This is a genomic window from Microbacterium sp. MMO-113 (assembly GCF_037148555.1).
Lineage (GTDB): Bacteria > Actinomycetota > Actinomycetes > Actinomycetales > Microbacteriaceae > Microbacterium.
In genome coordinates this window covers 222,003-246,466 of record NZ_JBBCTD010000003.1, presented here as the reverse complement: position 1 = coordinate 246,466, position 24,464 = coordinate 222,003, and the positions used below count along the sequence as shown (strand labels likewise).

Sequence of the window (24,464 nt, the reverse complement as noted above, 5' to 3'; positions counted from 1 at the left end):
GGAAGCCCGACGATACGCCGACGGCAGCGACGACGAGTCGGGGGTCGGATCACCGCGCCGGAGGCGGGAGAACGCGCCATGAGGGCCGTCTGTGCAGAAGCGGCCGCTACGGCTGGTCGAGGCGGTCCAACGGCTGCGTGTCCTCCAGAAGATGCTCCGGTGTCGAACGCGCCGGAGCCAGCGGCAGGGTCACGGTGAAGGTGGCTCCGCCTCCTGGACTCTCGGAGACGGCGATGTCGCCATTAAGCGCCTTGAGGATCGAGGCGACGATGGCGAGCCCGAGACCGGATCCTCCGGTCTCGCGCGCCCGCGACGTGTCGGCGCGCCAGAACCGCTCGAAGATCTGCTCGCGGATCTGCGGTGGCACGCCCTCGCCGTGGTCGACGATCGAGATGCTCGCGGTCCCGGCGACGCGATCCGAGTCCACGACGATCTCGATCGGGCTGTCTTCCGGCGAGAATCGGCGCGCATTGCCCAGGAGGTTCGTCACCACCTGTCGGACCTTGTTCTCCTCGCCGAGCACGATCGGCGGCGTCCGGACCGGGATGTCCGCCACCTCGGTGAAATCGATGGCCGGGGGCTGCTCGGGCGTCCGCGGACGACGGCGCAGCCGCGACAGGGTGGCCCGGGGGCGCGTCTTGGGGGCGGGTTCGGGGGCGATGGGCACCACAGGCGTGCGGATGGGAGCTGTCGGCACGTTCTCGACCGTGCGGTCGATCACGGAGATCACCCGGCCAGGGGCGGCGGCGCGCACGTCCAAGGCGGCGTCGCGGGCGATGGGACGGAGGTCGAGAGGAACGATCTGCGGCTCCCGCTCCTCATCCAGACGGGCGAGCGCCAGCAGGTCCTCCACGAGGACGCCCATGCGAATGGCTTCCTTCTCGATGCGCTCCATCGCCCGGGCGGTGTCCTCCTCGCCCTTGATCGCGCCCATGCGGTACAGCTCTGCGTACCCGCGGACGCTGACCAGCGGCGTCCGCAGCTCGTGACTGGCATCTCCGATGAATCGGCGCATGTGCTGCACCGTGCGGTCGCGCTGCGCGAGGGAGCGATCCACGCGGTCGAGCATGGTGTTGATGGCCGCATTGAGGCGGCCAACCTCCGTGGTCGGCTCCAGGTCGGTGAGCCGCTGTCGGAAGTCGCCGGCGGCGATCGACATGGCGGTCTGCTCCACCTGTCCGAGTCGTCGGAAGGTCAGGGTCACGAGACCGCGGGTGAGCAGCGCCGCGACGAGGATCGTGATCAGGGCGATGGTGATGTAGATCCCGAAGTACTGGCTGATGATGCGGTCGGCTTCGGCGAGGGGGAGTGCCACCATCTGGATGCTGAGCGGGTCGCCCTCCTGCTGCACGACGGCCGCGGCGGCGTGGTAGACCCGGCCGTCCGTGTCCTCGAGAGCGAGCACCTGGTCCTCGTTCGCCTGGGCGTCGGACAGGGAGTACTCGGCGGGGAAGACCGGAGCCCGGCCGGAGGCACTGGGCGCGGTCGCGCGCAGGGCGCCCTCCGCGTCGTAGATGGCGAACGAGAAGTCACGGGGCTTCTCGTCTCTCGGCGTATAGGTGGTGACGCCGTCGATCGTCGTCGTGTCGAAATAGCGGTTGACGAGGTCGCTGGTCACCAGTGCAGGGAGCTGCGCATTGATGTTCTCCACGAGGGCGTTGCGCAGCAGCGGCACCGTGCCGATACCCGCGACGAGCAGGCCCAGCGCGAGGACGGCCACGGTGACACCGGTGACCTTGGCGCGAAGGCTGATCCGTCGCCACCACGCGGTGACCGCATCCGGCTTGTGCGCCATGCGGTCCTCCCTGCTGCGACGGCGGTGCCGTCGACGGACGGCGGGTACGGGGTCGACGGTGTCAGACCGTCTTGCCCACCTTCAGCATGTAACCGAAGCCGCGCTTCGTCTGGATCAGCGACTCCTCCGTGTGCGGGTCGATCTTGCGCCGGAGGTACGAGATGTAGCTCTCCACGATGCCGGCATCGCCGTTGAAGTCGTACTCCCAGACGTGGTCGAGGATCTGCGCCTTCGACAGCACCCGATTCGGATTCAGCATGAGGTAACGCAGGAGCTTGAACTCGGTAGGGCTGAGGTCGATCGGCTCCTTGCCGACGTGCACGTCGTGCGTGTCCTGGTCCATGGAGAGCTCGCCGGCGCGGATGATCGACTCCTCGTCGGCCTGCATGGTGCGGCGCAGGATGGCCTGGGCCCTGGCGACGATCTCGTCCAGGCTGAACGGCTTCGTGACGTAGTCGTCACCGCCCGCGTTCAGGCCCTCGATCTTGTCCTCCGTGCCGTCCTTGGCGGTGAGGAAGAGGATGGGTGCGGTGAAGCCGGCGCCGCGGAGGCGCTTGGTCACGCTGAACCCGTTCATGTCGGGGAGCATGACGTCGAGGATGATGAGGTCCGGCTCCTCCTCGAGGACGGCGGAGATCGTGGCGGCGCCGTTGGCCACCGTCTTCACCTGGAACCCGGCGAAGCTGAGACCCGTGGAAAGCAGGTCGCGGATGTTGGGCTCGTCGTCGACGACCAGGATGCGCGCAGCAGTCATGACCCCATTATGGTGACTTCGGCCATGCGCGGGCTGATTATCCTGCGGAACGGCGTGGATGCGGTCCATCCGCCGGCCGGTGGATGTGTTGCATAGCCGTCCGGGGGAGGATCGAGGCATGAGCTCGATCGAGGACGCCACCGCCGCCCCCGTCTCCCCGTCCGCCCCCTCGCCGGAGGTGTCCGCTCGCGGGATCGAGTACCACCGTCTGGCGCTCCTCCGCCCGCGCCCCCGCTGGTGGAAGCCGCTGCTCACCGGCCTCCTCGGCATCGCCTTCTACCTCGCGATCCTCGTGCTCGTGATCGTGCCGCTCGTGATCGTGGCGGCCCTCGTCCCGGAATGGGGAGCGGAGCTGCAGATGCTCTTCCGCACCACCGCCTTCTTCCAGCTCGACCGTCCGTGGCTCCTGGTGGCGCTCGTGCTCCCGCTCATCCTCATGATCCCGGCGCTGCTGCTGGCCTCGCGGGTCGTCCAGGGACGAGGCGTCGGCCTGCTGTCGTCGGTCACCGGGCGGTTGCGGATGGGCTGGCTCGGCCGGACCCTCGCGCTGGCGCTCGCGGTGTTCGTCGTCTACTTCGCGGTGGTGCTCGGCTGGTCGGCGGCCGCGGGCGATGCCGTGACGCCGGACTTCTCCCATCCGGGGCTCCTGCTCATGGTGGTGCTCCTGCTCGTGCTGATCCCGTTCCAGGCCGCCGCGGAGGAGTACGTGTTCCGTGGCTACCTGATGCAGCTCGTCGGAAGCTGGCTCCGGCACCCCGCCTTCGCCATCCTGCTGCCGGTGCCGCTGTTCGTGCTGGGACACGGGTATGACGTCTGGGGCGCGGCGAGCGTCGGCCTCTTCGCCGTCGTCGCCGCGTGGCTCACGTGGCGCACCGGTGGGCTGGAGGCGGCCATCGCGCTGCACATCGTCAACAATCTGATGATCTTCCTGCTCGGCTCCGTCGCCGTGGTCGATGCGAACGCGACCTCGGGGACGCCCGTCGATCTGCTGGGCTCGGCGGCGGCGATGGTCGTCTTCGCCGCCGTCGCAGATCGGTGGGCGCGCCGACGAGGGATCACTCGGACCGCGGCGATCAGCGACGGCGCGGCGGGGACGCATCAGCTCCCGCGGATGCTGCGCGGCTGAGCGCCCGCACGCCGGTCAGGCGGCGATCGCCTCGGCGTCCATGATCGTATAGCTGTAGCCCTGCTCCGCGAGGAACCGCTGCCGGTTCTGCGCGTAGTCCTGATCGATCGTGTCGCGGGCCACGAGCGTGTAGAAGCTCGCGGTGTGGCCGGACTGCTTGGGGCGGAGGAGTCGTCCGAGACGCTGGGCCTCCTCCTGGCGCGAACCGAACGAGCCGGACACCTGGATGGCGACCGACGCCTCGGGGAGGTCGATGGAGAAGTTCGCGACCTTCGACACCACGAGCAGCGAGATGTCGCCCTCGCGGAACGCCCGGTAGAGCTCCTCACGCTCCTCGACCGGGGTGGACCCGGTGATCTGCGGAGCGTCGAGCGCCTGCGAGAGGGCGTCGAGCTGGTCGAGGTACTGTCCGATGACGAGGATCTGCTCGCCCTCGTGCGCCGCGATCAGCTCGCGCACCGCGTCGATCTTCGCCGGGGCGGAGGCCGCGAGCCGGTAGCGCTCGTCGTCGGTGGCCGCCGCGTACTCCAGGCGATCCGCCGGGGGAAGGTCGACCCGCACCTCGAAGCAGGCGGCGGGGGAGATGAACCCCTGTGCCTCGATCTGCTTCCAGGGGGCGTCGAAGCGCTTCGGGCCGATGAGGCTGAACACGTCGCCCTCACGGCCGTCCTCCCGGACCAGGGTCGCGGTCAGGCCGATCCGACGCCGCGCCTGCAGGTCGGCGGTGAGCTTGAACACCGGCGCCGGGAGCAGGTGTACCTCGTCGTACACGATGAGACCCCAGTCCAGCGCGTCGAGGAGCGCGAGGTGTGCGTACTCGCCCTTCCGTTTCGCCGTGAGGATCTGGTAGGTCGCGATCGTGACGGGCTTGACCTCCTTGGCCTGGCCGGAGTACTCGCCGATCTCCTCAGGGGTGAGGCTGGTGCGCTTGAGAAGCTCGTCCCGCCACTGCCGTGCGGACACCGTGTTCGTCACGAGGATGAGCGTCGTCGTCTTGGTCGCCGCCATGGCCCCGGCGCCCACGATCGTCTTGCCTGCGCCGCAGGGGAGCACGACCACGCCCGAGCCGTCCTTCGAGAACGCGTCGACGGCGTCCTGCTGATAAGGGCGGATGGCCCACCCGTCCTCGGCCAGCTCGATCTCGTGGGGGGTGCCCGGCGTATAGCCGGCGAGGTCCTCCGCGGGCCAGCCGATCTTCAGGAGCTCCTGCTTGATCTGACCGCGTGCCCAGGCGTCCACGACGAACGTCTCCGGCGTCGGGTGCCCGATGAGCAGCGGTTGGATGCGCTTGTTGTTCGCGACCTGGGCCAGCACGGCGGGGTCGGTCGAGCGCAGGATGAGCACGCCCTCGTCGTCGCGCTCGATGACCAGGCGCCCGTACCGGTTGACCGTCTCGCGCAGGTCGACCGCGACGGAGGGCGGCACGGGGAAGCGCGACCAGCGGTCGAGCGTCTCCAGCATGTCCTCGGCGGTGTGCCCGGCCGCGCGGGCGTTCCACAGACCGAGCCGCGTGATCCGGTACGTGTGGATGTGCTCGGGCGCGCGCTCCAGCTCGGCGAAGATCGCGAGCTCGTGGCGGGCGCTCTCGGCGTCGGCGTGGGCGACCTCGAGGAGCACGGTGCGGTCGCTCTGGACGATCAGGGGGCCATCAGACATAGCTGACCAGTCTACCGGCCCCTGGCTGTACGGGGCCTAGGACGGGACGACGGTCGCGGCGCGGATGCTCGACACGGGCAGGGTGCGCTCGACGTCAGCCGCCCTGTCCCTCCCGCGCAGTCGTCCACCGCCGATCCCGGTGGCTTCGAGCAGGAGATCCCTGGTGGAACCGTCCGGCATGCCGACCGTCACCCGCAGCACGGCCTTCGCGCGCACGGCCGCCTCCAGCTCCCTGTCCAGCCACGCGGCGTCCGCGTCAGGACCCTGACGTTCGCGCAGTCGGGCGATCAGCGGTCCGTAGCCGGGGTCGGAGTCGGGATCCGGCACGGCGGCCGGGTGGCGTGTGCGCACCGCGACGGTCCCGTCGCGCTCGACGAGCGTCGCCGGATACCGGGCGTCGGTCAGCGCCCAGTAGACGGTGTCCTGCCCGACTTTGGTCGTCAATGATCCCACGTGCACGGCGAGCCCGAGGGGGCGCAGCGACTGGTCGACCGCCATGGCCTCGAGGAGGTGCGCATCAGCGCTCTCCACCCGTGTGCGTCCGGTCTCGTCATCGACCGAGACCCGTACGAGCCCGTGACGCTGCGCGGTCTGCGCGACGAGGTAGCCCAGGGGCTGCGGGATGCCCGTGAGCGAGATCCCACCGAGGAACTCCAGGACCGACGCCTCGTCCTCTCCTGCGGCGAAGGCGTGCGCGATGGACTCCGCCGTGAACCGGTACGACGAGGCCTGGGAGGCGGACTCTCGGCGGGCCATGGTGCGCAGGCGCACGTCCAGTGCGGGCTGCAGCGGACCGGGGGCGATCGCGGTGAGGTCGTTCTGGAGGAAGATCCGATCCACTTCTGCGGGCAGGAGCGTCGCCAGGGGTGACGGGTCCGCAGCCTCGCCGCTTCGCAACGGCGGGGACCACGGGGGCTCGGAGCCGTCCTCGGCGATGAGGCCGAGCAGACGGGCGGCCTCGAGCTGTCGGGCTGCCTCTTCCGGCCAGGCCGGATCCCACGGGTGGGCCAGAGGCCATTGGCTGGGTGGCAGCCAGCCGCCCGTCGCGGTGCGGATCCCGTGAGGGAGGGTGTCGCGGAAGGCCGTGGCCAGGAGGCCCCAGCGGGCGGGAGCGGGGGAGCGGAGCCAGTCCTCTGCTGCCGGTGTGGTGCGCAGCAGCCGCTCGACGGGGGTGGCCAGGCCGGCTCGCACGGCGAGAGCTACCAGCGGGTCCACGCTCTCGACGGCGAGACCCGCCTCGGCGAGCTGGCGCTTCTGTCCTGCGCTCACCGCCCCGCCCATGAGGAGTGCGAACGGCTGCTCTCTGGCGAGCAGGAGGATGTCGGCGAGCACGCCGACAGTGGTGAACGCGCGCTCGGCGGCGTGCGCGGCCGCGGACTCCTCCGCGGCCGGTGCGGGCGTCTCATCGAGCGGAGCAGGCCGTGGTCTCCCGGCGACGGCGTCGGCGACCGGGGGATGCAGCGTGCCGTCGCGGCGGAGCAGGGCGAGTGCGGTCAGGCGCTCACGCCCGGTGCCGGCGTCGCCTCCCGTCGCAGCATCGACGAGCGCGGCGGCCTCCCCGGCGGTGAGGGTCGGGAGCACGCGGCCGATCGACGAGGGCTCCAGCAGAGCCTCCGCGGCGTCGAAGAGATCCTGCCAGGCGGCGTCAGGACGCACGCCGCGCGCGGTCAGCAGCGCCGCCAGCTCGTCATCGCTCGCCGCAGCCAGGTCGTCGGCCAACGGGCGTGCGTGCGTGCTCATCGATGCGGCCTCAACGACGCGACTCGGCGCGGCCCTTCCGCACGAAGCTCATCACCAGCAGCACGATGATCATGACGAAGGCGAGAGGCAGTCCCCAGTACGGGATCGCCGCGATCACCGGCCAGAGGCCTTCGCCGAACGCGGCCCGGTCCATGCCCAGTGCCGTGCCGATGATGATGACGAAGAAGCAGATCACCGACGCGGCCGCGATGCCGAGCGCGGTGAACGCCAGGATGCGGTCGATCCGACGGATGGGGACCTCCGGTCCGGGACTCTGCGTACTCATCGGCCCCAGCCTACTCGCACGCGCGGTAGCGGTTCCGTTCCGCCCGTGACCGGTAGGCTGGGAGCACGCGCACGAGCGCGTTCCGTCAGCATTCGATCCAGCGAGGTTCTCCCATGCCCACCGGCAAGGTCAGGTTCTACGACGAAGACAAGGGTTTCGGCTTCATCGCCAGCGATGACGGCCAGGATGTCTTCCTGCACGCCTCCGCGATGCCGGCCGGCACCGCCGTGAAGGCCGGTGCACGCGTGGAGTTCGGCGTGGCCGACGGCAAGCGCGGCCTCCAGGCCCTGTCGGTCCGCGTGCTCGAAGCGCCGCCCAGCCTGGCGAAGGCGAAGCGCAAGCCCGCCGACGACATGGCCATCATCATCGAGGACCTCGTGAAGCTCCTCGACGGCATCGGCGGCGATCTGCGCCGCGGCCGCTACCCTTCCTCCAGCCATGGCCGCAAGATCGCGGCCGTCCTGCGCAAGGTCGCCGATGACCTCGAAGCCTGACGCCGACGCGCGTCTCGTCGAGGCGCATGACCTCGCGCTCTCCGCTCTGCGTGAGATCACTCCCGCCGCCACGATCGGGCCGGCTGCGGGTTTCACGTCGGAGGACGACGGATCCGTCTCGCTGCGGTTCGAGAACCGTCTCCCCGGTTACCCGGGCTGGTACTGGACCGTGACGGTCGCTCGGGTCGACGACGAGGAGCCGACCGTCCTCGAGGTCGAGCTGCTCCCCGGCGACGGAGCGCTCCTGGCCCCGGAATGGGTCCCGTGGGCGGAGCGCCTTGCCGAGTACCGTGCGCACCAGGCGGAGCTGGCCGAGGCTGCGGCAGCCGGCGGTGAGGACGAAGACGCCGACGGGGACGACACCGACGGCGACCTCGACGACGGCGTCGACGATGACGAGCTCGATGAGGATGGCTCCGACATCCTCCACGCCGGCGATCTCGACGGCGTGGACATCGACGAGCTCGACGACTCCGACGACGACGATGCGTCCGAGGCTGAAGACATCGACGACGACGCCGAGGAAGACGACGCCGACGACGAGGCAGAAGACGAAGCCGAAGACGACGAGGCGGAGGACTCCGAAGACCACGACGCCGACGCCCGCGATGCGGACGCCGGCGACGACGAGGAGTGAGCCGGGCGGTCAGCCGCCCAGGTTCTCCTGTACGAAGTCGATGGCCCGGATGAGCTGACGAACGTCGTCCGGCTCGATCGAGACGAAGGTCGCCACCCGCAGCTGGTTGCGGCCGAGCTTGCGGTATGGCTCGGTGTCGACGATGCCGTTGGCGCGCAGCGCCTTCGCGATCGCCGCGGCGTCGACGCTCTCGTCGAAGTCGATGGTCGCGACCACGGGCGAGCGGTGCGCCGGGTCCGCCACGAACGGGGTCGCCACGGCGGACGCCTCCGCCCAGTCGTAGAGCACCGACGACGACTCCGCCGTCCGTGCCGCAGCCCAGGCGAGCCCGCCGTTGTCGAGGATCCAGCGCAGCTGGTCGTCCAGGAGGAGCAGCGTCGTCAGAGCGGGGGTGTTGAGCGTCTGGTTGAGCCGCGAGTTGTCCACCGCGTGCTTCAGGCTCAGGAACTCCGGGATGTACCGCCCCGAGGCGGCGATCCGCTCGATGCGGTCGATCGCGGCGGGGGAGACCGCGGCGAACCAGAGTCCGCCGTCGGAGCCGAGGTTCTTCTGCGGGGCGAAGTAGTAGACGTCGGCCTGCGCCATGTCGAGGTCGATGCCGCCCGCGGCGCTCGTCGCGTCGATCACGGTGAGCGCTCCTTCCGCGTGGACGCGCTCGATCGGCGCGGCCACGCCGGTGGAGGTCTCGTTGTGCGGCCAGGCGTACACGTCCACACCCTCGACGAGCTCTGCGGTGCTGCGCGAGCCGGGGTCGGCGGAACGGACGTCGGGAGCCTCCAGCCAGGGGGCGCCTGCGGCTTTGGCGAACTTCCCGCCGAACTCGCCGAACACGAGGTTCTGGCTGCGGCGCTCGATCAGACCGAAGGCCGCGGCGTCCCAGAACGCCGTCGAGCCGCCGTTGCCGAGGATGATCTCGTATCCCTCCGGGAGACGGAAGAGGGCGGCCAGCTGCTCGCGGACGCTGCCGACGAGGTTCTTCACGGGCGCTTGGCGATGCGATGTGCCCAGGATCGAGGCTCCCGTCGTGACGAGCGCCTCGAGCTGCGCGCCGCGCACCTTCGAGGGACCGCAGCCGAAGCGGCCGTCTGTGGGCAGGAGGTCACGGGGAATCTCGATCGCCATGGCTAGATTCTAGGGGGATCACGCCGCCGTTCCTCCCGCCCCCGCCCCGTCCGATGTCGCCGGGGGAATGTAGGCTTGCCTAAGAACTTTCGGAGGGCCACATGACGGATCTGATCGACACCACGGAGATGTATCTCCGCACCATCCTCGAGCTCGAGGAGGAGAACATCGTGCCGCTGCGGGCGCGCATCTCGGAGCGCCTCGGCCACTCCGGTCCCACCGTCTCGCAGACTGTGGGGCGCATGGAGCGCGACGGCCTCGTCGTGGTGTCCGAAGACCGCACGCTCGAGCTCACCGACGCCGGACGCCGCAAGGCCGTCGACGTCATGCGCAAGCACCGCCTCGCCGAGCGCCTGCTGTCCGACGTGATCGGGCTGGACTGGGCGTTCGTGCACGAGGAGGCCTGTCGCTGGGAGCACGTCATGAGCGAGCAGGTCGAGCGCCGTCTCGTCGAGCTGCTCGGTCACCCCACCGAGTCACCGTACGGCAACCCGATCCCGGGCCTCGACCAGCTCGGCGACCTTCCCGCCCGCACTTTCGACGAGGGTGTGATCGGTCTCGTGCAGCGGCTGAATGCAGCAGGCGAGCCTGTCGAGGGGACGGTCCGCCGTCTCGCCGAGCCGGCCCAGGTCGACCCCGAGCTCCTGGAGCAGCTGCGCGACGCGGGCGTCGTCCCGGGTGCGCGCGGAGACTTCCGCTTCAACGAGGGCTACGTGCTCATCCAGATGGACGGCAAGGAGGAGGGCCTGGAGCTTCCGGTGGAGCTGGCCTCGCACATCTTCCTCGTCGGCGAACCGGCCTGAGAACCCTCACCGAGGATTGTCAGTTTCCCAGGGTGACATGATCGTTATCTTCCGGTAACCTCGGTCAGGTCCTCAGCGAAGAAGCCCGCTGGGGGCGAACCGCGAAGATCCGCCTTCCGGCTCGTCGTCTTCCCGAGAGGGATGCGCTCGAACCCGAGCAGTGCATCTCTGCCCTCGGGCAGAGGCCGACGAGCCAGCGCCACCCGAGGTGCGAAGGCTCAGGAGGACCACGTTTTGGCCGCAGACATCGAACCGACCGCGAAGACATCTGAAGATCGAGTACCCGCCCGGCGCACCGGTGCCAGGGTCAGTGCTCGGAAGATCGCAGCCCCTCTCCGGTCGGTGGCGATCTTCGGTGCCGTCGGTGCTCTCGTCGCGGCCGTCGCGTTGCCCGCCTACGCGGCCTCGAAGCCGACGGACGCCACGGCGCAGACCGTGCAGCAGCTCGCCGCAGTCGACGCACAGTCGCTCGTCGTCGCATCGGAGGCCACGGCGGCTCCGCTCGTCCGTGGGGCCTTCAGCGCGACCACGCCGGAGGAGATCGAGAAGAAGAAGGCAGAAGAAGCGGCCGCCGCCGCGGCCCGTGCTGCCGCTGCTGCCGCGTCCGCATCCGCGTCCGCGCCGTCCTCCGGCACCTTCAACACGTCCGGCTACGCGCTCGTCGCCCCCGGCTCCGGCCAGGTCCGCTACCCCCTGCCGCTCGGTTCGTGGAACGTGAGCCGTACCGTCGGCGGCGGGCACAACGGTGCCGACATGCTCGCGCCGGCCGGTACACCGATCTATGCCGCCGCCGCCGGCGTCGTGCGCGCCTCCGCGGAGAGCATCGGCGGCTACGGCGTCGCCGTCATGCTCGACAGCGTCGTGGGCGGACAGCAGGTCCAGACCACGTACGGCCACATGCTCTACGGGTCGCGCCAGGTGCAGGCAGGCCAGACCGTCGCCGCCGGGCAGCTGATCGGCTACGTGGGCAGCACGGGCCGGTCGACCGCGAACCACCTCCACTTCGAGGTCTGGATCAACGGCGGTCTGGTCGAGCCGATGTCCTGGCTTTCCGTCAACGCCGGCTGAGCGGGACACGTTCTCGAGCATTCATCTCCCGTTTCGCCTCGGTCCTCGCGGGATGGGTTAGCCTGAACCCGTCGTCATACAGACGGGAGAGGCTGATGGAGCGAACACCGAGCATCCGAACCATGGACGCTCTCGGTCGTCACGTCCTTCGGCATTGCCCGCAGGGAAGCCGCGGTGCTGCCGCGCGCGAGAGGCGCCGTCTGTAGACGGCGCCTTTTCTCGTCCCTGCGAACACTCTTCCTCCTGCACGACGTCGTGTGAGTCGAGAGTGCCGGGAAGCCGTCCCGGCGGATCGAGAGGATGACGAATGCGCACACTGGTCCTAAACGCCGGATACGAGCCGTTGGCGATCGTGTCCTTCAAGAGAGCCCTCGTCCTGGTGATGAACGACAAGGCGACGGTCATCGAGAGAGTCGAGGACGACCCTGTCTGGGGTACCCACGGCGTCTACGATCGCCCGGCGGTGATCATCCTCTCCCGCTACGTGCGCGTCCCCCTCAGCCGTCGCGTGCCGGTCACCCGACGTGGCGTGCTGCGGCGTGACGGGCATCGCTGCGGATACTGCGGCAAGGCTGCTGCGACCATCGACCACGTCCTGCCACGGTCGCGCGGCGGCGCGGATTCCTGGGAGAACCTCGTCGCGTGCTGCCTGCGCTGCAACAACCTCAAGAGCAACCGCACCCCGCAGGAGATGCGGTGGCAGCTGCGGTTCACGCCGCGCCCGCCGCACGGCACGGCGTGGACGGTGCGCGGGGTGGAGCGCAGCGATCCCCGCTGGGAGCCCTACCTCGCCCTCGCCGCGTGACGGACAGCGCGAGGGCGCGCAGCCGTGGTCCCGTAGACTGGGCTGCGCGCCCTCGTAGCTCAGCAGGATAGAGCAGCCCTCTCCTAAAGGGCAGGTCGCAGGTTCGAATCCTGTCGAGGGCACTCCCGCTTCCGCGCGCGTCAGGGCCGACCGCGCCGCCAGAGCTTCGACGGCCACCAGATGGCCTTGCCGATGTCGTAGGCCAGCGCCGGCACGAGCAGCGAGCGCACCACGAAGGTGTCCAGCAGCACTCCGAACGCGACGATGAAGGCGAGTTGCACGAGGAAGAGGATCGGGATCACCGACAGCGCCGCGAAGGTCGACGCCAGCACCAGGCCCGCGGACGTGATGACACCACCGGTGATCGAGAGCCCGCGGAGGATGCCCTCCCTCGTCCCGTGCTGCGTCGACTCCTCCCGCACCCGCGTCATGAGGAAGATGTTGTAGTCGATGCCCAGGGCGACGAGGAACACGAAGCCGTAAAGCGGGACGGCGGGATCGGCGCCGGGGAAGTCGAAGATGCCGTTGAACACGAGTGCCGAGACGCCCATGGCCGTGCCGAAGGACAGCACCGTCGTGAGGATCAGCAGGACCGGCGCGAGGATCGAGCGCAGCAGGAGCATGAGGATGATCATGATGACGACGAGGATCACGGGGATGATGAGGTTGCGGTCGTGGATGGACGCGTCGTTCGTGTCGATCGAGGTGGCCGTCACCCCGCCGACCACGGCGCCGAGGTCGTCGAGCTCTCCCCGCAGCTCGCGCACGGTGGAGGCCGCCGCAGCGGAGTCGGCGGCGTCCGTCAGCGTCCCCTGCAGGAGCACCTGACCGTCGACCGTCGTCGGCTCGGGAGCCGGGGTCCCGGGAGGGCCGACGGCCGTGATCCCGTCGGCCGTCACCGGAGCGGAGCCGCTCGGGGAATCGGCTGCGGTGACGGTCACCCCGTCGATCCCGTCGTTCGCGAGGAGCACGTCGGCGGCATCCTGCAGGCGGTCCTCGTCCACGATCACGGAGACCGGGCTCCCCGAGCCTCCGGGGAAGTGCTCGCCGAGCGCGACCTGGCCGTCGCGCGCCTCCGACGCCCCGAGGACGAGGTCGGACTGCGGAACACCCTGCGCGTCCAGCTGGGTCACCCCGGCCGCGCCCGCGAGGAGGACGAGTGTGGTCGCGATCCAGATCACGCGGGGGCGCTTCTTGATGAGGCCGGACAGCCGCGCCCAGAGGCCGGTGGTGCGCATGCCGTGCTCCTCGGCCACGACCTCCGGCTCGAACCGGGGGCGACGGGGCCAGAAGACGGCGCGCCCGAACAGCAGCAGCAACGAAGGCAGGAGCGTGAGCGCGGACAGCATCGCGAACACGATGCCGATCGCCGCGACCGGGCCGAGGGTGCTGTTCGACTTCAGATCGCTGAGCAGCAGGCACAGGAGTCCCGCGATCACCGTGCCGCCGGAGGCGACGATCGGCTCGACCGATCCCTTCCACGCGGCGAGAAGGGCGACGCCCTTGTCCTGCGCGACCCGCAGCTCCTCCCGGAACCGCGCGACGAACAGCAGCGCATAATCGGTGGCGGCGCCGATCACGAGGATGAAGAGGATGCCCTGGGTCTGCCCGCTGAGCAGCAGGATCTCCCACTTCGCCAGCCACCACACGACGAGCAGCGCGACGCAGAGCGCGAACAGGCTTGTGGAGAGCACGACGAGGGGCAGCAGGAACGAGCGGTAGACGAGGACGAGGATCACGAGCACGGCGAGCAGCGCGACGCCGAGAAGGAGGCCGTCGATCCCGGCGAAGCCGGCGGCGAGGTCGGCCGTGAAGCCTGCAGGTCCGGTGATGGAGACCGTGATGCTGTCCGGCACCGCGGCGCGCAGCTCGTCGCCGAGAGCGGTGGTGGCATCGCTGAGCTCGGCGTCGCCGTCGATCGGGATGAAGGCCTGCACGGCTCGGCCGTCCTCGGACGGGATCGCGGGGGAGACGTCGTCCGCGACGCCCTCCACGTCCGGCGCGTCGGCCACCGCGTCGGAGATCGCCTCGAGTTCGGACGGCGTCAGCTCCTCCTCCGAGGTGAACACCGCGATCGCCGGGATCGCGTCGCTGTCGGTGAACTCGCCGAGGAGCTGCTGGACGGTCGTCGCGTCCGCAGACTCCGGGAGGTAGGTGGTCTGGTCGTTCGACGACACCTCGTCGACCTTCCCGAACAGCGGACCGCCGAGGGACGCACCCGCCAGCCACACCAGGATGAGGGCGACGGGCAGGAACACCCGCAGCCACGAATGGCGTCGGGTGCGCTCGCGGGTCGGCGGCGTCGGTGCGGGGGCGGGGCGAGACATCGGGGTCCTTTCAGGCGGGCGGTCGGGGAGGGTGCGACGGGTCAGGAGACCCAGGCGAGGATGAGGATCATCGTGGCGAGGAAGCCCGCGATGTAGTTCAGCGCGATGAACCGGCGCCAGGCGCGGTTCGTGCCGGCCGAGGTCTCGTCGGTGACGTTCCACCACGGCGCGGCGTTGATGATGTAGGGCACGGCGAGAACGGCGGCGAGCGGGCCGGGCCACGGGGTCAGCAGCATTGCGCCGCCCGCGATCGCCCACAGCGCGAGGGAGAGCCGGACGGTGGCCCTGGCTCCGATCACGGTCGCGATGGACGAGATCCCGCCCTCGCGGTCGGGCCCGATGTCCTGCACCGCGCCGAAGGCGTGGGCGGCCATACCCCAGAGGAAGAAGGCGACGAGGACGAGGACGGCGGTCGTGGTGACGGGGGCTCCGGCGAGCGAGAGTCCGACGAGGGCGGGGCTGACGAAGTGCGTGCTCGAGGTCACGGAGTCCAGGAAGGGGCGCTCCTTGAACCGCAGCACCGGCGCGGAGTAGGCGAGGACGGCGAAGACGCTGACGGCGAGCCACAGCCACGACGCCGGGGTGCCGACCGCGAACAGGTAGACGAGGAACGGCACGTTCGTCGCCGCGGCCGCCCACAGCGTCGCGCGATGGATCCGCGGGGACAGCAGCGCGCCCTCGATCCCGCCCTTGCGCGGATTGGCCAGATCGGAGGCGTAGTCGAAGACGTCGTTGATGCCGTACATGGCGAGGTTGTACGGGATGAGGAAGTACAGCGTGCCGATCACGAACGTCGCGTCGATCTCCCTGGTGCTCAACAGGTAGGCGGCGGCGAAGGGGAAAGCCGTGTTGATCCAGCTGATCGGTCGGGAGGACAGCACGATCTGGGCGATGTCGCGGCCGAGGCCCCCGGTGCGGGACGTCTGATCGGTCATGCCTGCTCCTGTCGGGCGGCGGCGCGCGTCCGGGAGCGGCGCCCGCGGAGGGCGGTCCACAGTGCAGGGAGCAGCAGCACCCCGGCCAGCGGGTAGGCGAAGTCCTCGATTGGGGCGAGCCCGATGTGCACGCCGGCGAGTGGGCCGGGGGCGTAGTGGAAGAGCCCGGTGGCGATCATGACGGTGTCGAACACGGCGGTCAGCACGAGGAGGGCGAGGGCCGTGAGCGTGAGGGCGCCGAGGTGCGGGGTCCGCCGCGCGCCGACGCAGAGCGCGACCGCGGCCACGGCGGCGACGGCGAGGAAGACCGCCGACAGCTGGAGGTAGCTCATGCCGACGCTCCTTCCGCGTCAGTACGGCCACGGCGGCCGTCGAGGAGGCGCACGGCGCCGCCGTAGAGCACCATGGTGCAGACGACGAGGAAGACCAGGAAGATCGGCTCTTCGAGGGGGAGTTCGGGGGCCAGGACGATGCCCGTGGCGATCGCCGCCTCACCTCGGAAGAAGATCCCCGCCGCGATGCCGGCCACATCCCAGACGAGGAAGAAGGCGAGGCCGACGGCGGTGACGACGGCCGCCGCCACGGCGTCGCGCCAGAAGAAGAGGCGGAACCGCCAGTCCAGCAGCAGCATGCAGCCGAGGGACACGAGGAGCGCCGTCAGGTAGATCGCGCCCATCATGCCCGCTCCGCGCTCGCCGGTCGTGGGGCCGGCTCCGGCAGCGGACCGGGGGAGTGGTCGCCCCGGATGCGCTTGAGCACGATCTCGGCACTGATGAGGCACATCGGCACCCCGACGCCCGGTGCGGTGGTCGCCCCGGCGTAATACAGCCCCTGCACCCGGCGGGAGGCGTTCTGCGCGCGGAACATGGCGCTCTGCGAGAGGATGTGCGCGGGGCCGAGCATGCCGCCCCGCCAGGAGTGGTAGTCGTCGCGGAAGTCGGCCGGCCCCACCGTCTCCCGGACGACGATCCGTTCCCGCAGATCGGGGATCCCCGCCCACATAGCGATCATCTCGATCGCGGCGTCCGCGGCCTCCTCGACGGCCGGGGAACCGGCGCCGTCGCTTCCCCCGTGCCCGAGCTCGACGTCCGCCGGCACCGGGACCAGCACGAAGAGGTTCTCATACCCGTCGGGCGCGACCTCGGCGTCGGTGGCGCTGGGGCGGCAGACGTAGGTGGACGCCGGGGTCGGCACGGCAGGGGTGCGACCGAAGATCGCGTCGAAGTTCGCGTCCCAGTCGTCGGTGAAGAAGAGCGAGTGGTGCGGGAGCTGGGGCAGCGCACCGCGGACGCCGAGCATCACGAGCACGCCGCCGGGGCCGCTCGTGCGCCGCGCCCACCAGGACTCGGGGTAGGACTGCAGGGTGGGGGGCAGCAGCGTCGTCTCGGTGTGGTGCAGATCGGCGCCGGAGACCACGATGTCCGCGTCCTCCACGTGCTGGTGGCCGTCGCGGTCCGTCCAGCCGACGCCGGTCGCGTACGTCGCGCCGTCCGCGTCCTGGGTGCGGATCCCGGTGACCTCCGCCCCGGTGACGATCCGCGCGCCGGCATCCTGGGCCAGCGCCGCCAACCGCTCGACGACACGCCAGAAGCCGCCCTGCGGATACAGCACGCCCTGGTCGAGGTCGAGCGCGCTCATCAGGTGGTACATCGCCGGCGCCGTCCGCGGGTCGGTGCCCAGGAAGACGGCGGGGTAGCCGAGGATCTGCCGCAGCACCGGGTGCCGGAAGCGCCGGGCGGCGAAGGCCTGGAGGCGCGTGCCGAGCAGCGAGAAGAGCCGAGGCAGCGCGCGCACCACCTCGGCCGCGGCGAGCGTCCTGGTCCGGGTGAACGGGTTGTAGAGGAAGTAGCTCCGTGCCATGGCGCCGGCGTCGTGCGCGGAGGTGAGGTAGGTGTCGAGGGCGGCGGCGGACCCCGGTTCCATCGACTCGAACAGCTCCGCGACGGCGCCCCGTCCGGCGGGGACCGTCACCGGATCGTCGCCGGACTCGGGGGAGCGGAAGACGCGATAGCCCGGATCGAGCAGCGTCAGGTCGAGCTGCTCCGCGGTGCTGGTCCCCATCATCGCGAAGTAGTGGTCGAACACCTCGGGCATGAGGTACCACGAGGGGCCGGAGTCGAACCGGAAGCCGTCGCGCTCGATGGTGCCCGCCCGTCCGCCGACGCGGTCGTTCTTCTCCAGCACCACGACGTCGTGCCCGTCGCGCGCGAGCAGCCCGGCCGTGGCCAGACCGGCCACACCGGCGCCGATGACAACGATGCGGCTCATCGGTCCCGCTCCAGGCTCGTGACGACGACGGCGCGCGCGGCGAGCAGCGCCTTGATCGGATCCGGCACGCGGACCCGGCGGCGGTACAGCTCGGCTGCAGGGGTCCGCGCGACGCGTTGGGTCAGGGCGGCGAAGAGGGCGAGGGCGCTCCGGACAGCGGCACGGGCGTCCTTCGGGAGCAGCGGGATCGCGGCTCTCGCGTCGGCGAGCTGACGGTGGACGGTGTCGACCCAGGCGTCGCGGTCCGCGTCGGTGAGACGTTCCGAGCCGCCGAGGTAGCCGCGCTGCAGGCGGTCGGTGTCGTCGGCGAGGTCGCGGAGGAAATTCACGTTCTGGAACGCGGCTCCCAGCCGTCGCGCCCCGCGGTCGAGGATCTCGAGTTCGGCCGGCGTGCGCGTGGCATCGCGGAGGAAGACCCGCAGGCACATGAGGCCGACGACCTCCGCCGACCCGTAGACGTACGCGGCGTGCGCGTCGGCGTCGTAGGCCGTGAAGCCGGAGGGGCCGGCGATGTCGGCGCGCATCGAGTCGAAGAACGGCTGGGTGAGGTCTTCGCCGATCCCACACTCGCGCGCTGTCCGCGCGAACGCGTGCAGGATGAGGTCGCTGCTGTAGCCGGTCCGCATCGACCGATGGGTCTCCGCGATGTACGAGTCCAGGGCGGCGGCCTGGGCGCCCGCGTCGAGCCCGGCCTCGGCGGCGACTCCGTCGACGATCTCGTCCGCGATGCGCACCATGGCGTAGATGTTGCGGACGTGCTGACGGTGGCGTCGCCCGAGGAGGCGGGTGGCCAGGCCGAACGACGTCGAGTAGGTGCGGATCACGTCGGAGGTCGCGATCTCGGCGGTGCGGCTGAAGCGGCGCAGCGCCGCGTCGTCGCGGTGCTCGGCGGGGGTCGCGGTCATCGGCTGCGGCCCTCGATCCGGTCGGCCAGCGCGAGGACGACGCGTCCGGCGTCGGCCGAGAGCGTGCCCGCCTCCTCGGCTTCCGCGAGGACGGTCGAGACGGCGGCGAGCTGCTCCTCCACGAGTCCGCGGACGAAGCCCTCCGCGCCGCACTCGCGGAGGCGGTCGCGCATCTCCGCCGCGTCGTCGATGCTGAGGTCGGTCTCGCCGAACCGCAGCTCGATGCCGGGCCAGTGGCTGGTCATCCGTGCATAGGCGATGATCGCGGTCTCCTTGCCCTCGCGGAGGTCGGAATAGGGGTCCTTGCCGTGGAGGTCCGGGTCTCCGAACACGGAAAGAAGGTCGTCCTGGAGCTGGTAGGCGAGCCCGAGGTGGCCGCCGATCTCGGTCAGCTGCTCCTCGGCTGCCGTCGGCGCCCCGGACAGGATCGCCGCCGCGCGGAGCGGGAGGACGAAGGAATAGGCGGCGGTCTTCGACGCGCTCGTGGCGAGGATGGTGCGGAGGTCCGCCGCGATGATGCCATCGCTGAGGGCCACGTCGGAGTGCTCGCCGGCGACGGTCTCGAACACGGTCGTCTCGAGGAGGGCGAGCAGTCGCTCCCTTCGCGCGGTGGGGAGGTCGGCGCGCGCGAAGCCGAGCACGGCGCTGGACAGCAGGAGGTCTCCGAGGAGGATGGCGCTCGAGCGGCCCCAGTGCAGAGCCGCGTCGCCGGACTCGTCGGGACGACGGGAGACGAGAGAGCCGATGAGATTGGGACGACGGCGGCGCGTGAGGTCGCCGTCGATGACGTCGTCGTGCAGGAGGAACGCGAAGTGCAGCAGCTCGACATGAGCGGCCACATCGATCGCCCGTGCGGTGTCCTTCTCCGTGAGCGGAGCCGCGGTGAGTGCGGTGAGCAGGTCCATGAGCATGCGCGGACGCAGGAGCTTCCCGCCGAGGGCGTGCTCTGCGGCGGTATGCCACAGTGCTGCGAACTCTGACCCGTAGTGCTCGGCGGCGGCGGTGCGCTCGGTGAACCGCTGCCGCAGCACCGCCTCGATGCGGGTGCCGAGGTCTTCCTCTGTCAGCGTGACGACCATGGTTCAGACCTCTCCGTGTCGCCGGAGGAGCGGGAGCTGCTCCGCGAGCCAGGGGCTGAAGGCGAAGGGGGTGCGGGTGACCGCGGCGAGCAGGTCGTCCACGTCGACCCATTCCCACTCCGCCACCTCGTCGGGGTTCGCGACGGGCTGCCCGTCGACCACCGCGATGTGTACCGGGCAGATCTCGTTCTCGACGATGCCGCTCGCGTCCACGGCGCGGTAGCGGTAGTCGGGGAGGGCGAGCCGAACGTCGGTGACCTGGATCCCCAGTTCCTCGGAGCCGCGTCGGCGCACCGCCTCGATCATGTCCTCGCCGGGCTGCGGGTGACCGCAGAAGCTGTTAGTCCAGACGCCCGGCCACGTGCGCTTGCCGAGGGCGCGACGCGTGACGAGCAGGCGTCCCTCTCGATCCTGCACGTAGCAGGAGAAGGCGAGGTGGAGGGGGGTGTCGGTCGTGTGGACTTCGCTCTTCGGCAGGATGCCGACGGCAGTCCCGTCTTCGGCGAGGAGTGTGACGTTGTCCATGGCTCCCTCTCGTCATTTAGCTAACCTGGCGAAATATCAACTTAGCATGAAGCTGTTGGTGTGTAACATGATCGCATGCCCTCCGAGCCCCGCACCACCCCGGTCGCCGAGGCTTCATCGACCGCAGGGCCCGACGAGCTCGCCCAGGGCTCCATCTACGACGTCGACGCCAGCGACCCCCGCAGCACGCTCGTCGACCGCTCCGGTGTCGCTCCGGAGGACCTGCGTCAGATCGGGCGCCTCATGGAGGCGCTGGGCGGGTTGCGCGAGGCCGAGCAGCGTCTCTCGCAGGCGTCGCGGAGGTACATGCAGCTGAACGAGACCGACATGCGGGCGCTGCACTATCTGATCGTGTGCGACAACCGCTCGGTCGTGGCGACGCCCAGCGGGATCGCCCACCACCTCGGCGTCTCGACCGCGGCGACCACGAAGCTCCTCGACCGGCTGGAGAAGGGCGGGCACATCCGGCGGGCGCCGCATCCCACCGATCGCCGCGCCCTCGCGATCACCATCACCCCGGAGACCAGGCACGCCGCGATGGAGACGGTCGGGCGTCAGCAGGCCAAGCGCTTCTACGCGGCCGCGCGGCTGTCGGCGGCGGAGCGCGACGTGGTCATCCGCTTCCTGCAGGACATGACGGAGGAGATCACCCTCCGGGACGAAGCCTGGGCGATCGAGGGCGCGAAAGAAGATCCCGCCCGACCATGAGGTGGGGCGGGACCGGATCAATGAGCGGCGCGGTACGCGTCGAGGATGGGGGCCGGAACGCGGCCCCGCTCCGAGAGCGTGTACCCGTTCTCCTTCGCCCAGGCGCGGATCGCCGCGACCTCGGGATTACGTGAGGGCCGCTTCCGCGACGAAGACGAGGACGAGGAGCGGCCCCCGCCGGAGGACGCTCCGGATCCCGCCCGACGCCCAGCCGTGATGTACGGCTCGAGTGCCTGGCGCAATTCCTCGGCGTGCGCGGAATTCAGATCGATCTCGTAGGAGGTGCCGTTCAGCGAGAAATGCACGGTCTCGCCTTCTCCGACCTCCAGGACGGTGCCGTCGATATCGTCGACCAGCTGGTGCACAATTCTTCTCGCCATGCCAGCGACTTTATCGCGGCGGCGGGAATGCGCACAACAAAGGCGCTTCCTTCATGGCGCCGTGTGACGCATCCGCGGAGAATGCCGATTCAGGGGAGCAGGCCCGCGCGACGCGCTTTGGTCACGGCGGCATGCCGCGTCGACGCGTCCAATTTCGACATCGCGGTTCCGAGATAGGCCTTGACGGTGCCTTCGCGCAGACCGAGATGGGCGGCGATCTCGGCATTCGTCGATCCGAGGGCCGCGCACGCGAGCACATCCGTCTCGCGCGGGGAGAGGTGGATAACAGGGACCGGCCCGGTCGTGATCGGGAGGTCGTCTCCGGCGAGGGTCAGCAGCCGGCGCTCGACCTGCGCCAGTCGTGCGCGGACGTCGGCGTCATCGACCGTGGCGGCGATGCTGCGGAGCTCGGCGAAGCTCTCGCGCAGCTCCTCGCGCTGCGCGGGCGCGACCGCTGCGGGCGCGGGTGATGCAGCGCGGAGGCGGCGCTGCACCTCGTCCCGGATGCGCAGCTCGTCGGCGACGGACTGCGCGACCTGCATGGCCGGGGCCGTCGTCACGCCGCCGATCCTCTCCTCGGCCCAGGCTCCGGCATAGAGCACGCCGCGAGGGCGGCCCTGGACGACGATCGGCAGGGCGAGCAGCGTCCGCAGACCCTCGCCGAGCACGAAGACGTCGTAGTCGTGGGTGATCTGGCGAGAGGACCCGTAGTCGCTCGTCATCCGCGGACGCAGCTCCATCATCGCCCGGCCCCCGAGGCCACGCTCGGGGCGCACGCGGAGCCCGTCGAGAGCACGCGTGCGGGCCCCGACGATGCTCGTGACGCTCACGACGCCCTCGTCGATCAGCCCGCCGAACGCGACGGGGAAGCGGGTGCGCCGCGCCAGCTCGCGCACCGCGTTGGCGACGAGCTCCGCCTCGGATTCGACGGTGATCGGAGAGCTCACGAATACCTACTTTCGGGGGTGACGGCACCGTTCCCCGTTTCGTAGCGTCGACCCTACCACTCGGGCGGCGACGGCCGCGCGTGCAGCGGACATGTGGCAAGGAGGCCCCGTGAGCGAACCAATTCCGACCCCTCAGAACGGTGCGATCAATTATGTCGCCGTCGAGCAATCCCCCCGATTCCTGCGGTTGAAACGGACGCAGCGGTCCTTCATCTTCCCCCTCGCCGCGTTCTTCCTCGTGTGGTATTTCGTCTACGTGCTGCTGGCGGCATTCGCCCGCGATTTCATGGCCCAGCGCGTCTGGGGCGATATCACCGTCGGGCTGCTCTTCGGGCTCGGTCAGTTCGTGACGACATTCGCCATCACGATGGCGTACGTCGCATTCGCGAATAGGAAGCTCGATCCGCTGGCGTCGGAGATCCGTGAAGAACTCGAGAAGGCGCAGGCGGACGCATGACCATCATCCGCACGGCCACCGAGGATGTCGCACTCGACATCAACCCGGTGTTCAACATCTCGATCTTCCTGGCCTTCGTCGCGGTGACATTGTTCATCGTCATCCGCGCCAGCCGGAACAACAAGACGGCCGCCGACTACTACGCGGCCGGACGCTCCTTCACGGGACCCCAGAACGGATTCGCGATCGCGGGCGACTACCTGTCCGCGGCATCGTTCCTCGGCATCTGCGGTGCCATCGCGATCAACGGGTACGACGGATTCCTCTACTCCATCGGATTCCTCGTCGCCTGGCTGGTCGCGCTGCTGCTCGTGGCGGAGCTCATGCGCAACACGGGCAAGTTCACGATGGCGGACGTGCTCTCGTTCCGCTTGAAGCAGCGCCCGGTGCGGATGGCGGCGGCGATCACCACGCTCGCTGTCTGCTTCTTCTACCTCCTCGCGCAGATGGCGGGTGCGGGCGGTCTCGTGTCTCTGCTGCTCGGGATCGACGGGCGCGTCGGGCAGTCGGTCGTCATCGCCGTCGTCGGCATCCTCATGATCGTCTACGTGCTGATCGGCGGGATGAAGGGCACCACGTGGGTGCAGATCGTCAAGGCGGTCCTCCTCATCGGCGGCGCACTGGCGATGACGATCTGGGTCCTCGCGATCAACGGCTTCAGCCTGAACACCCTGCTGGAGGCTGCCGTGGCCAACTCCGACAAGGGCGAGGCGGTGCTGGCGCCGGGCCTGCAGTACGGCGCCAACCCGTGGGATTTCCTGTCCTTGGGCATGGCACTGGTGCTCGGCACCGCGGGGCTGCCGCACGTGCTCATGCGCTTCTACACCGTGCCGACCGCCAAGGAGGCGCGGCGTTCGGTGGTGTGGGCGATCTGGCTGATCGGCGGGTTCTACCTGCTCACGCTGGTGCTCGGTTACGGAGCCGGTGCGCTCGTCGGCGCCGATGTGATCGCCGCGGCACCCGGGGGAGTGAACTCCGCCGCGCCGCTGCTGGCGTTGAAGCTCGGCGGTCCCGTGCTCCTCGGGTTCATCTCCGCGGTGGCGTTCGCCACGATCCTCGCGGTCGTCGCCGGACTCACCATCACGGCGGCGGCGTCGTTCGCGCACGACATCTACGCGAACGTCATCCAGAAGGGACGGAAAGACGCGGAGGGCAAGCCGGTCGAGGCTGACCCCAACGGCGAGGTGCGGGTCGCTCGCCGGACGGTCATCGTCATCGGCATCCTCGCGATCGTCGGCGGCATCGGGGCGCAGGGGCAGAACATCGCCTTCCTCGTGGCACTCGCCTTCGCGGTGGCGGCGTCGGCCAACCTGCCGACGATCCTCTACTCCCTGTTCTGGCGCCGGTTCACGACGCGGGGCGCGGTGTGGAGCATGTACGGAGGGCTCGGGTCGGCGATCATCCTCATCATCCTGTCGCCCGTGTTCTCCGGCACGCCCACGTCGATGATCCCCGGGATCGACATCGCCATCTGGCCGTTGAACAACCCGGGCATCGTGTCCATACCGCTCGGATTCGCCCTCGGCTGGCTCGGAACCGTCACCAGCACCCGGCGCGAGTCTCCCGAGCTGGCAGCCGAGATGGAGGTCCGCTCGCTCACCGGCTTCGGTGCGGAGAAGGCCGTCGACCACTGACGCGACCTCCTCG

Annotated in this window: 25 protein-coding genes and 1 tRNA gene; 10 read left to right on the top strand and 16 right to left on the bottom strand. The window is 70.0% G+C overall.

Going from position 1 to position 24,464, the window contains the following annotated elements; translation table 11 throughout:
* Positions 1–106: 106 nt before the first annotated feature.
* A complete protein-coding gene (locus tag WFJ36_RS11745; RefSeq protein ID WP_071328826.1) occupies positions 107–1,795 on the bottom strand; it encodes a sensor histidine kinase in 1,689 nt (562 codons plus the stop codon).
* 61 nt (positions 1,796–1,856) lie between these two features.
* Positions 1,857–2,549 (bottom strand): response regulator transcription factor, encoded by a 693-nt coding sequence (locus WFJ36_RS11740; RefSeq protein WP_025105529.1) that lies wholly within the window; start codon positions 2,547–2,549, stop codon positions 1,857–1,859.
* A 118-nt stretch (positions 2,550–2,667) separates the two neighbouring features.
* On the opposite strand from WFJ36_RS11740, the gene WFJ36_RS11735 reads away from it, so the two are divergent.
* Positions 2,668–3,675, top strand: a complete 1,008-nt coding sequence (locus tag WFJ36_RS11735) for a CPBP family intramembrane glutamic endopeptidase (protein WP_336643322.1) — start codon at positions 2,668–2,670, stop codon at positions 3,673–3,675.
* Positions 3,676–3,690: 15 nt separating this feature from the next.
* Here WFJ36_RS11735 and WFJ36_RS11730 read toward each other — a convergent pair whose 3' ends face one another.
* From WFJ36_RS11730 to WFJ36_RS11720, 3 genes are read right to left on the bottom strand one after another with little or no spacing between them, the layout of a single operon-like run.
* Positions 3,691–5,331 (bottom strand): DNA repair helicase XPB, encoded by a 1,641-nt coding sequence (locus tag WFJ36_RS11730; RefSeq protein WP_071328824.1) that lies wholly within the window; start codon positions 5,329–5,331, stop codon positions 3,691–3,693.
* A gap of 36 nt (positions 5,332–5,367) precedes the next feature.
* Positions 5,368–7,071, bottom strand: coding sequence for a helicase-associated domain-containing protein (locus tag WFJ36_RS11725; protein WP_336643321.1), 1,704 nt, complete (start codon positions 7,069–7,071; stop codon positions 5,368–5,370).
* Positions 7,072–7,081: 10 nt separating this feature from the next.
* Positions 7,082–7,357, bottom strand: a complete 276-nt coding sequence (locus WFJ36_RS11720) for a multidrug ABC transporter ATPase (protein WP_071328822.1) — start codon at positions 7,355–7,357, stop codon at positions 7,082–7,084.
* Positions 7,358–7,470: 113 nt separating this feature from the next.
* Here WFJ36_RS11720 and WFJ36_RS11715 point away from each other — a divergent pair, with 113 nt between their 5' ends.
* Positions 7,471–7,851 (top strand): cold-shock protein, encoded by a 381-nt coding sequence (locus WFJ36_RS11715; RefSeq protein WP_025105533.1) that lies wholly within the window; start codon positions 7,471–7,473, stop codon positions 7,849–7,851.
* Entirely contained in the window at positions 7,835–8,488 is a 654-nt protein-coding gene (locus WFJ36_RS11710; protein WP_336643320.1) for a DUF3027 domain-containing protein, read from the top strand. The genes WFJ36_RS11715 and WFJ36_RS11710 overlap by 17 nt, the downstream gene beginning before the upstream one ends.
* A gap of 9 nt (positions 8,489–8,497) precedes the next feature.
* Here WFJ36_RS11710 and serC read toward each other — a convergent pair whose 3' ends face one another.
* A complete protein-coding gene (serC, locus tag WFJ36_RS11705; RefSeq protein ID WP_071328820.1) occupies positions 8,498–9,610 on the bottom strand; it encodes a phosphoserine transaminase in 1,113 nt (370 codons plus the stop codon).
* A gap of 101 nt (positions 9,611–9,711) precedes the next feature.
* On the opposite strand from serC, the gene WFJ36_RS11700 reads away from it, so the two are divergent.
* The 4 genes from WFJ36_RS11700 (at position 9,712) to WFJ36_RS11685 (ending at position 12,408) form a co-directional block, all read left to right on the top strand.
* Positions 9,712–10,413: a metal-dependent transcriptional regulator gene (locus WFJ36_RS11700; protein ID WP_025105536.1), complete on the top strand. Its 702-nt coding sequence runs from the start codon at positions 9,712–9,714 to the stop codon at positions 10,411–10,413.
* Between the two features lie 342 nt (positions 10,414–10,755).
* Entirely contained in the window at positions 10,756–11,481 is a 726-nt protein-coding gene (locus tag WFJ36_RS11695; RefSeq protein WP_256209424.1) for a M23 family metallopeptidase, read from the top strand.
* 307 nt (positions 11,482–11,788) lie between these two features.
* A complete protein-coding gene (locus WFJ36_RS11690; protein WP_060921795.1) occupies positions 11,789–12,286 on the top strand; it encodes an HNH endonuclease in 498 nt (165 codons plus the stop codon).
* Positions 12,287–12,334: 48 nt separating this feature from the next.
* Positions 12,335–12,408: transfer RNA gene (locus WFJ36_RS11685), tRNA-Arg, on the top strand.
* 18 nt (positions 12,409–12,426) lie between these two features.
* Here WFJ36_RS11685 and WFJ36_RS11680 read toward each other — a convergent pair.
* From WFJ36_RS11680 to idi, 8 genes are read right to left on the bottom strand one after another with little or no spacing between them, the layout of a single operon-like run.
* On the bottom strand, positions 12,427–14,613 hold the full coding sequence (locus tag WFJ36_RS11680; protein WP_292788542.1) for an MMPL family transporter: 2,187 nt from the start codon (positions 14,611–14,613) through the stop codon (positions 12,427–12,429).
* A gap of 41 nt (positions 14,614–14,654) precedes the next feature.
* Entirely contained in the window at positions 14,655–15,548 is an 894-nt protein-coding gene (locus WFJ36_RS11675; protein ID WP_292788544.1) for a prenyltransferase, read from the bottom strand.
* Positions 15,545–15,880, bottom strand: a complete 336-nt coding sequence (locus tag WFJ36_RS11670) for a lycopene cyclase domain-containing protein (RefSeq protein WP_071328817.1) — start codon at positions 15,878–15,880, stop codon at positions 15,545–15,547. The genes WFJ36_RS11675 and WFJ36_RS11670 overlap by 4 nt, the downstream gene beginning before the upstream one ends.
* Positions 15,877–16,224 (bottom strand): lycopene cyclase domain-containing protein, encoded by a 348-nt coding sequence (locus tag WFJ36_RS11665; RefSeq protein WP_071328816.1) that lies wholly within the window; start codon positions 16,222–16,224, stop codon positions 15,877–15,879. Before WFJ36_RS11665 ends, WFJ36_RS11670 begins: the two co-directional genes overlap by 4 nt.
* Positions 16,224–17,816 (bottom strand): phytoene desaturase family protein, encoded by a 1,593-nt coding sequence (crtI, locus tag WFJ36_RS11660; protein WP_292788546.1) that lies wholly within the window; start codon positions 17,814–17,816, stop codon positions 16,224–16,226. Before crtI ends, WFJ36_RS11665 begins: the two co-directional genes overlap by 1 nt.
* The gene (locus WFJ36_RS11655; RefSeq protein WP_292788548.1) at positions 17,813–18,721 is read right to left on the bottom strand and encodes a phytoene/squalene synthase family protein; all 909 of its coding nucleotides are present in this window, start codon (positions 18,719–18,721) and stop codon (positions 17,813–17,815) included. Before WFJ36_RS11655 ends, crtI begins: the two co-directional genes overlap by 4 nt.
* Entirely contained in the window at positions 18,718–19,800 is a 1,083-nt protein-coding gene (locus WFJ36_RS11650; protein ID WP_336643319.1) for a polyprenyl synthetase family protein, read from the bottom strand. Before WFJ36_RS11650 ends, WFJ36_RS11655 begins: the two co-directional genes overlap by 4 nt.
* Positions 19,801–19,803: 3 nt before the next feature.
* Entirely contained in the window at positions 19,804–20,325 is a 522-nt protein-coding gene (idi, locus tag WFJ36_RS11645) for an isopentenyl-diphosphate Delta-isomerase (protein ID WP_292788551.1), read from the bottom strand.
* Between the two features lie 75 nt (positions 20,326–20,400).
* Between idi and WFJ36_RS11640 the strand changes: the two genes are divergently transcribed.
* Positions 20,401–21,033 carry a MarR family winged helix-turn-helix transcriptional regulator gene (locus WFJ36_RS11640; RefSeq protein WP_292788553.1) on the top strand — a complete coding sequence of 211 codons (633 nt, stop codon included), beginning with the start codon at positions 20,401–20,403 and terminating at the stop codon, positions 21,031–21,033.
* A 17-nt stretch (positions 21,034–21,050) separates the two neighbouring features.
* Here the strand turns inward: WFJ36_RS11640 and WFJ36_RS11635 are convergent, their stop codons facing one another.
* Both WFJ36_RS11635 and WFJ36_RS11630 read right to left on the bottom strand, forming a co-directional pair.
* The gene (locus WFJ36_RS11635) at positions 21,051–21,413 is read right to left on the bottom strand and encodes a histone-like nucleoid-structuring protein Lsr2 (protein WP_071328811.1); all 363 of its coding nucleotides are present in this window, start codon (positions 21,411–21,413) and stop codon (positions 21,051–21,053) included.
* 89 nt (positions 21,414–21,502) lie between these two features.
* Positions 21,503–22,360, bottom strand: coding sequence for a LuxR C-terminal-related transcriptional regulator (locus WFJ36_RS11630; RefSeq protein WP_292788555.1), 858 nt, complete (start codon positions 22,358–22,360; stop codon positions 21,503–21,505).
* A gap of 91 nt (positions 22,361–22,451) precedes the next feature.
* On the opposite strand from WFJ36_RS11630, the gene WFJ36_RS11625 reads away from it, so the two are divergent.
* The gene (locus WFJ36_RS11625) at positions 22,452–22,817 is read left to right on the top strand and encodes a DUF485 domain-containing protein (protein ID WP_396654698.1); all 366 of its coding nucleotides are present in this window, start codon (positions 22,452–22,454) and stop codon (positions 22,815–22,817) included.
* Positions 22,814–24,451 (top strand): solute symporter family protein, encoded by a 1,638-nt coding sequence (locus tag WFJ36_RS11620; RefSeq protein ID WP_071328808.1) that lies wholly within the window; start codon positions 22,814–22,816, stop codon positions 24,449–24,451. Before WFJ36_RS11625 ends, WFJ36_RS11620 begins: the two co-directional genes overlap by 4 nt.
* Positions 24,452–24,464 lie beyond the last annotated feature (13 nt).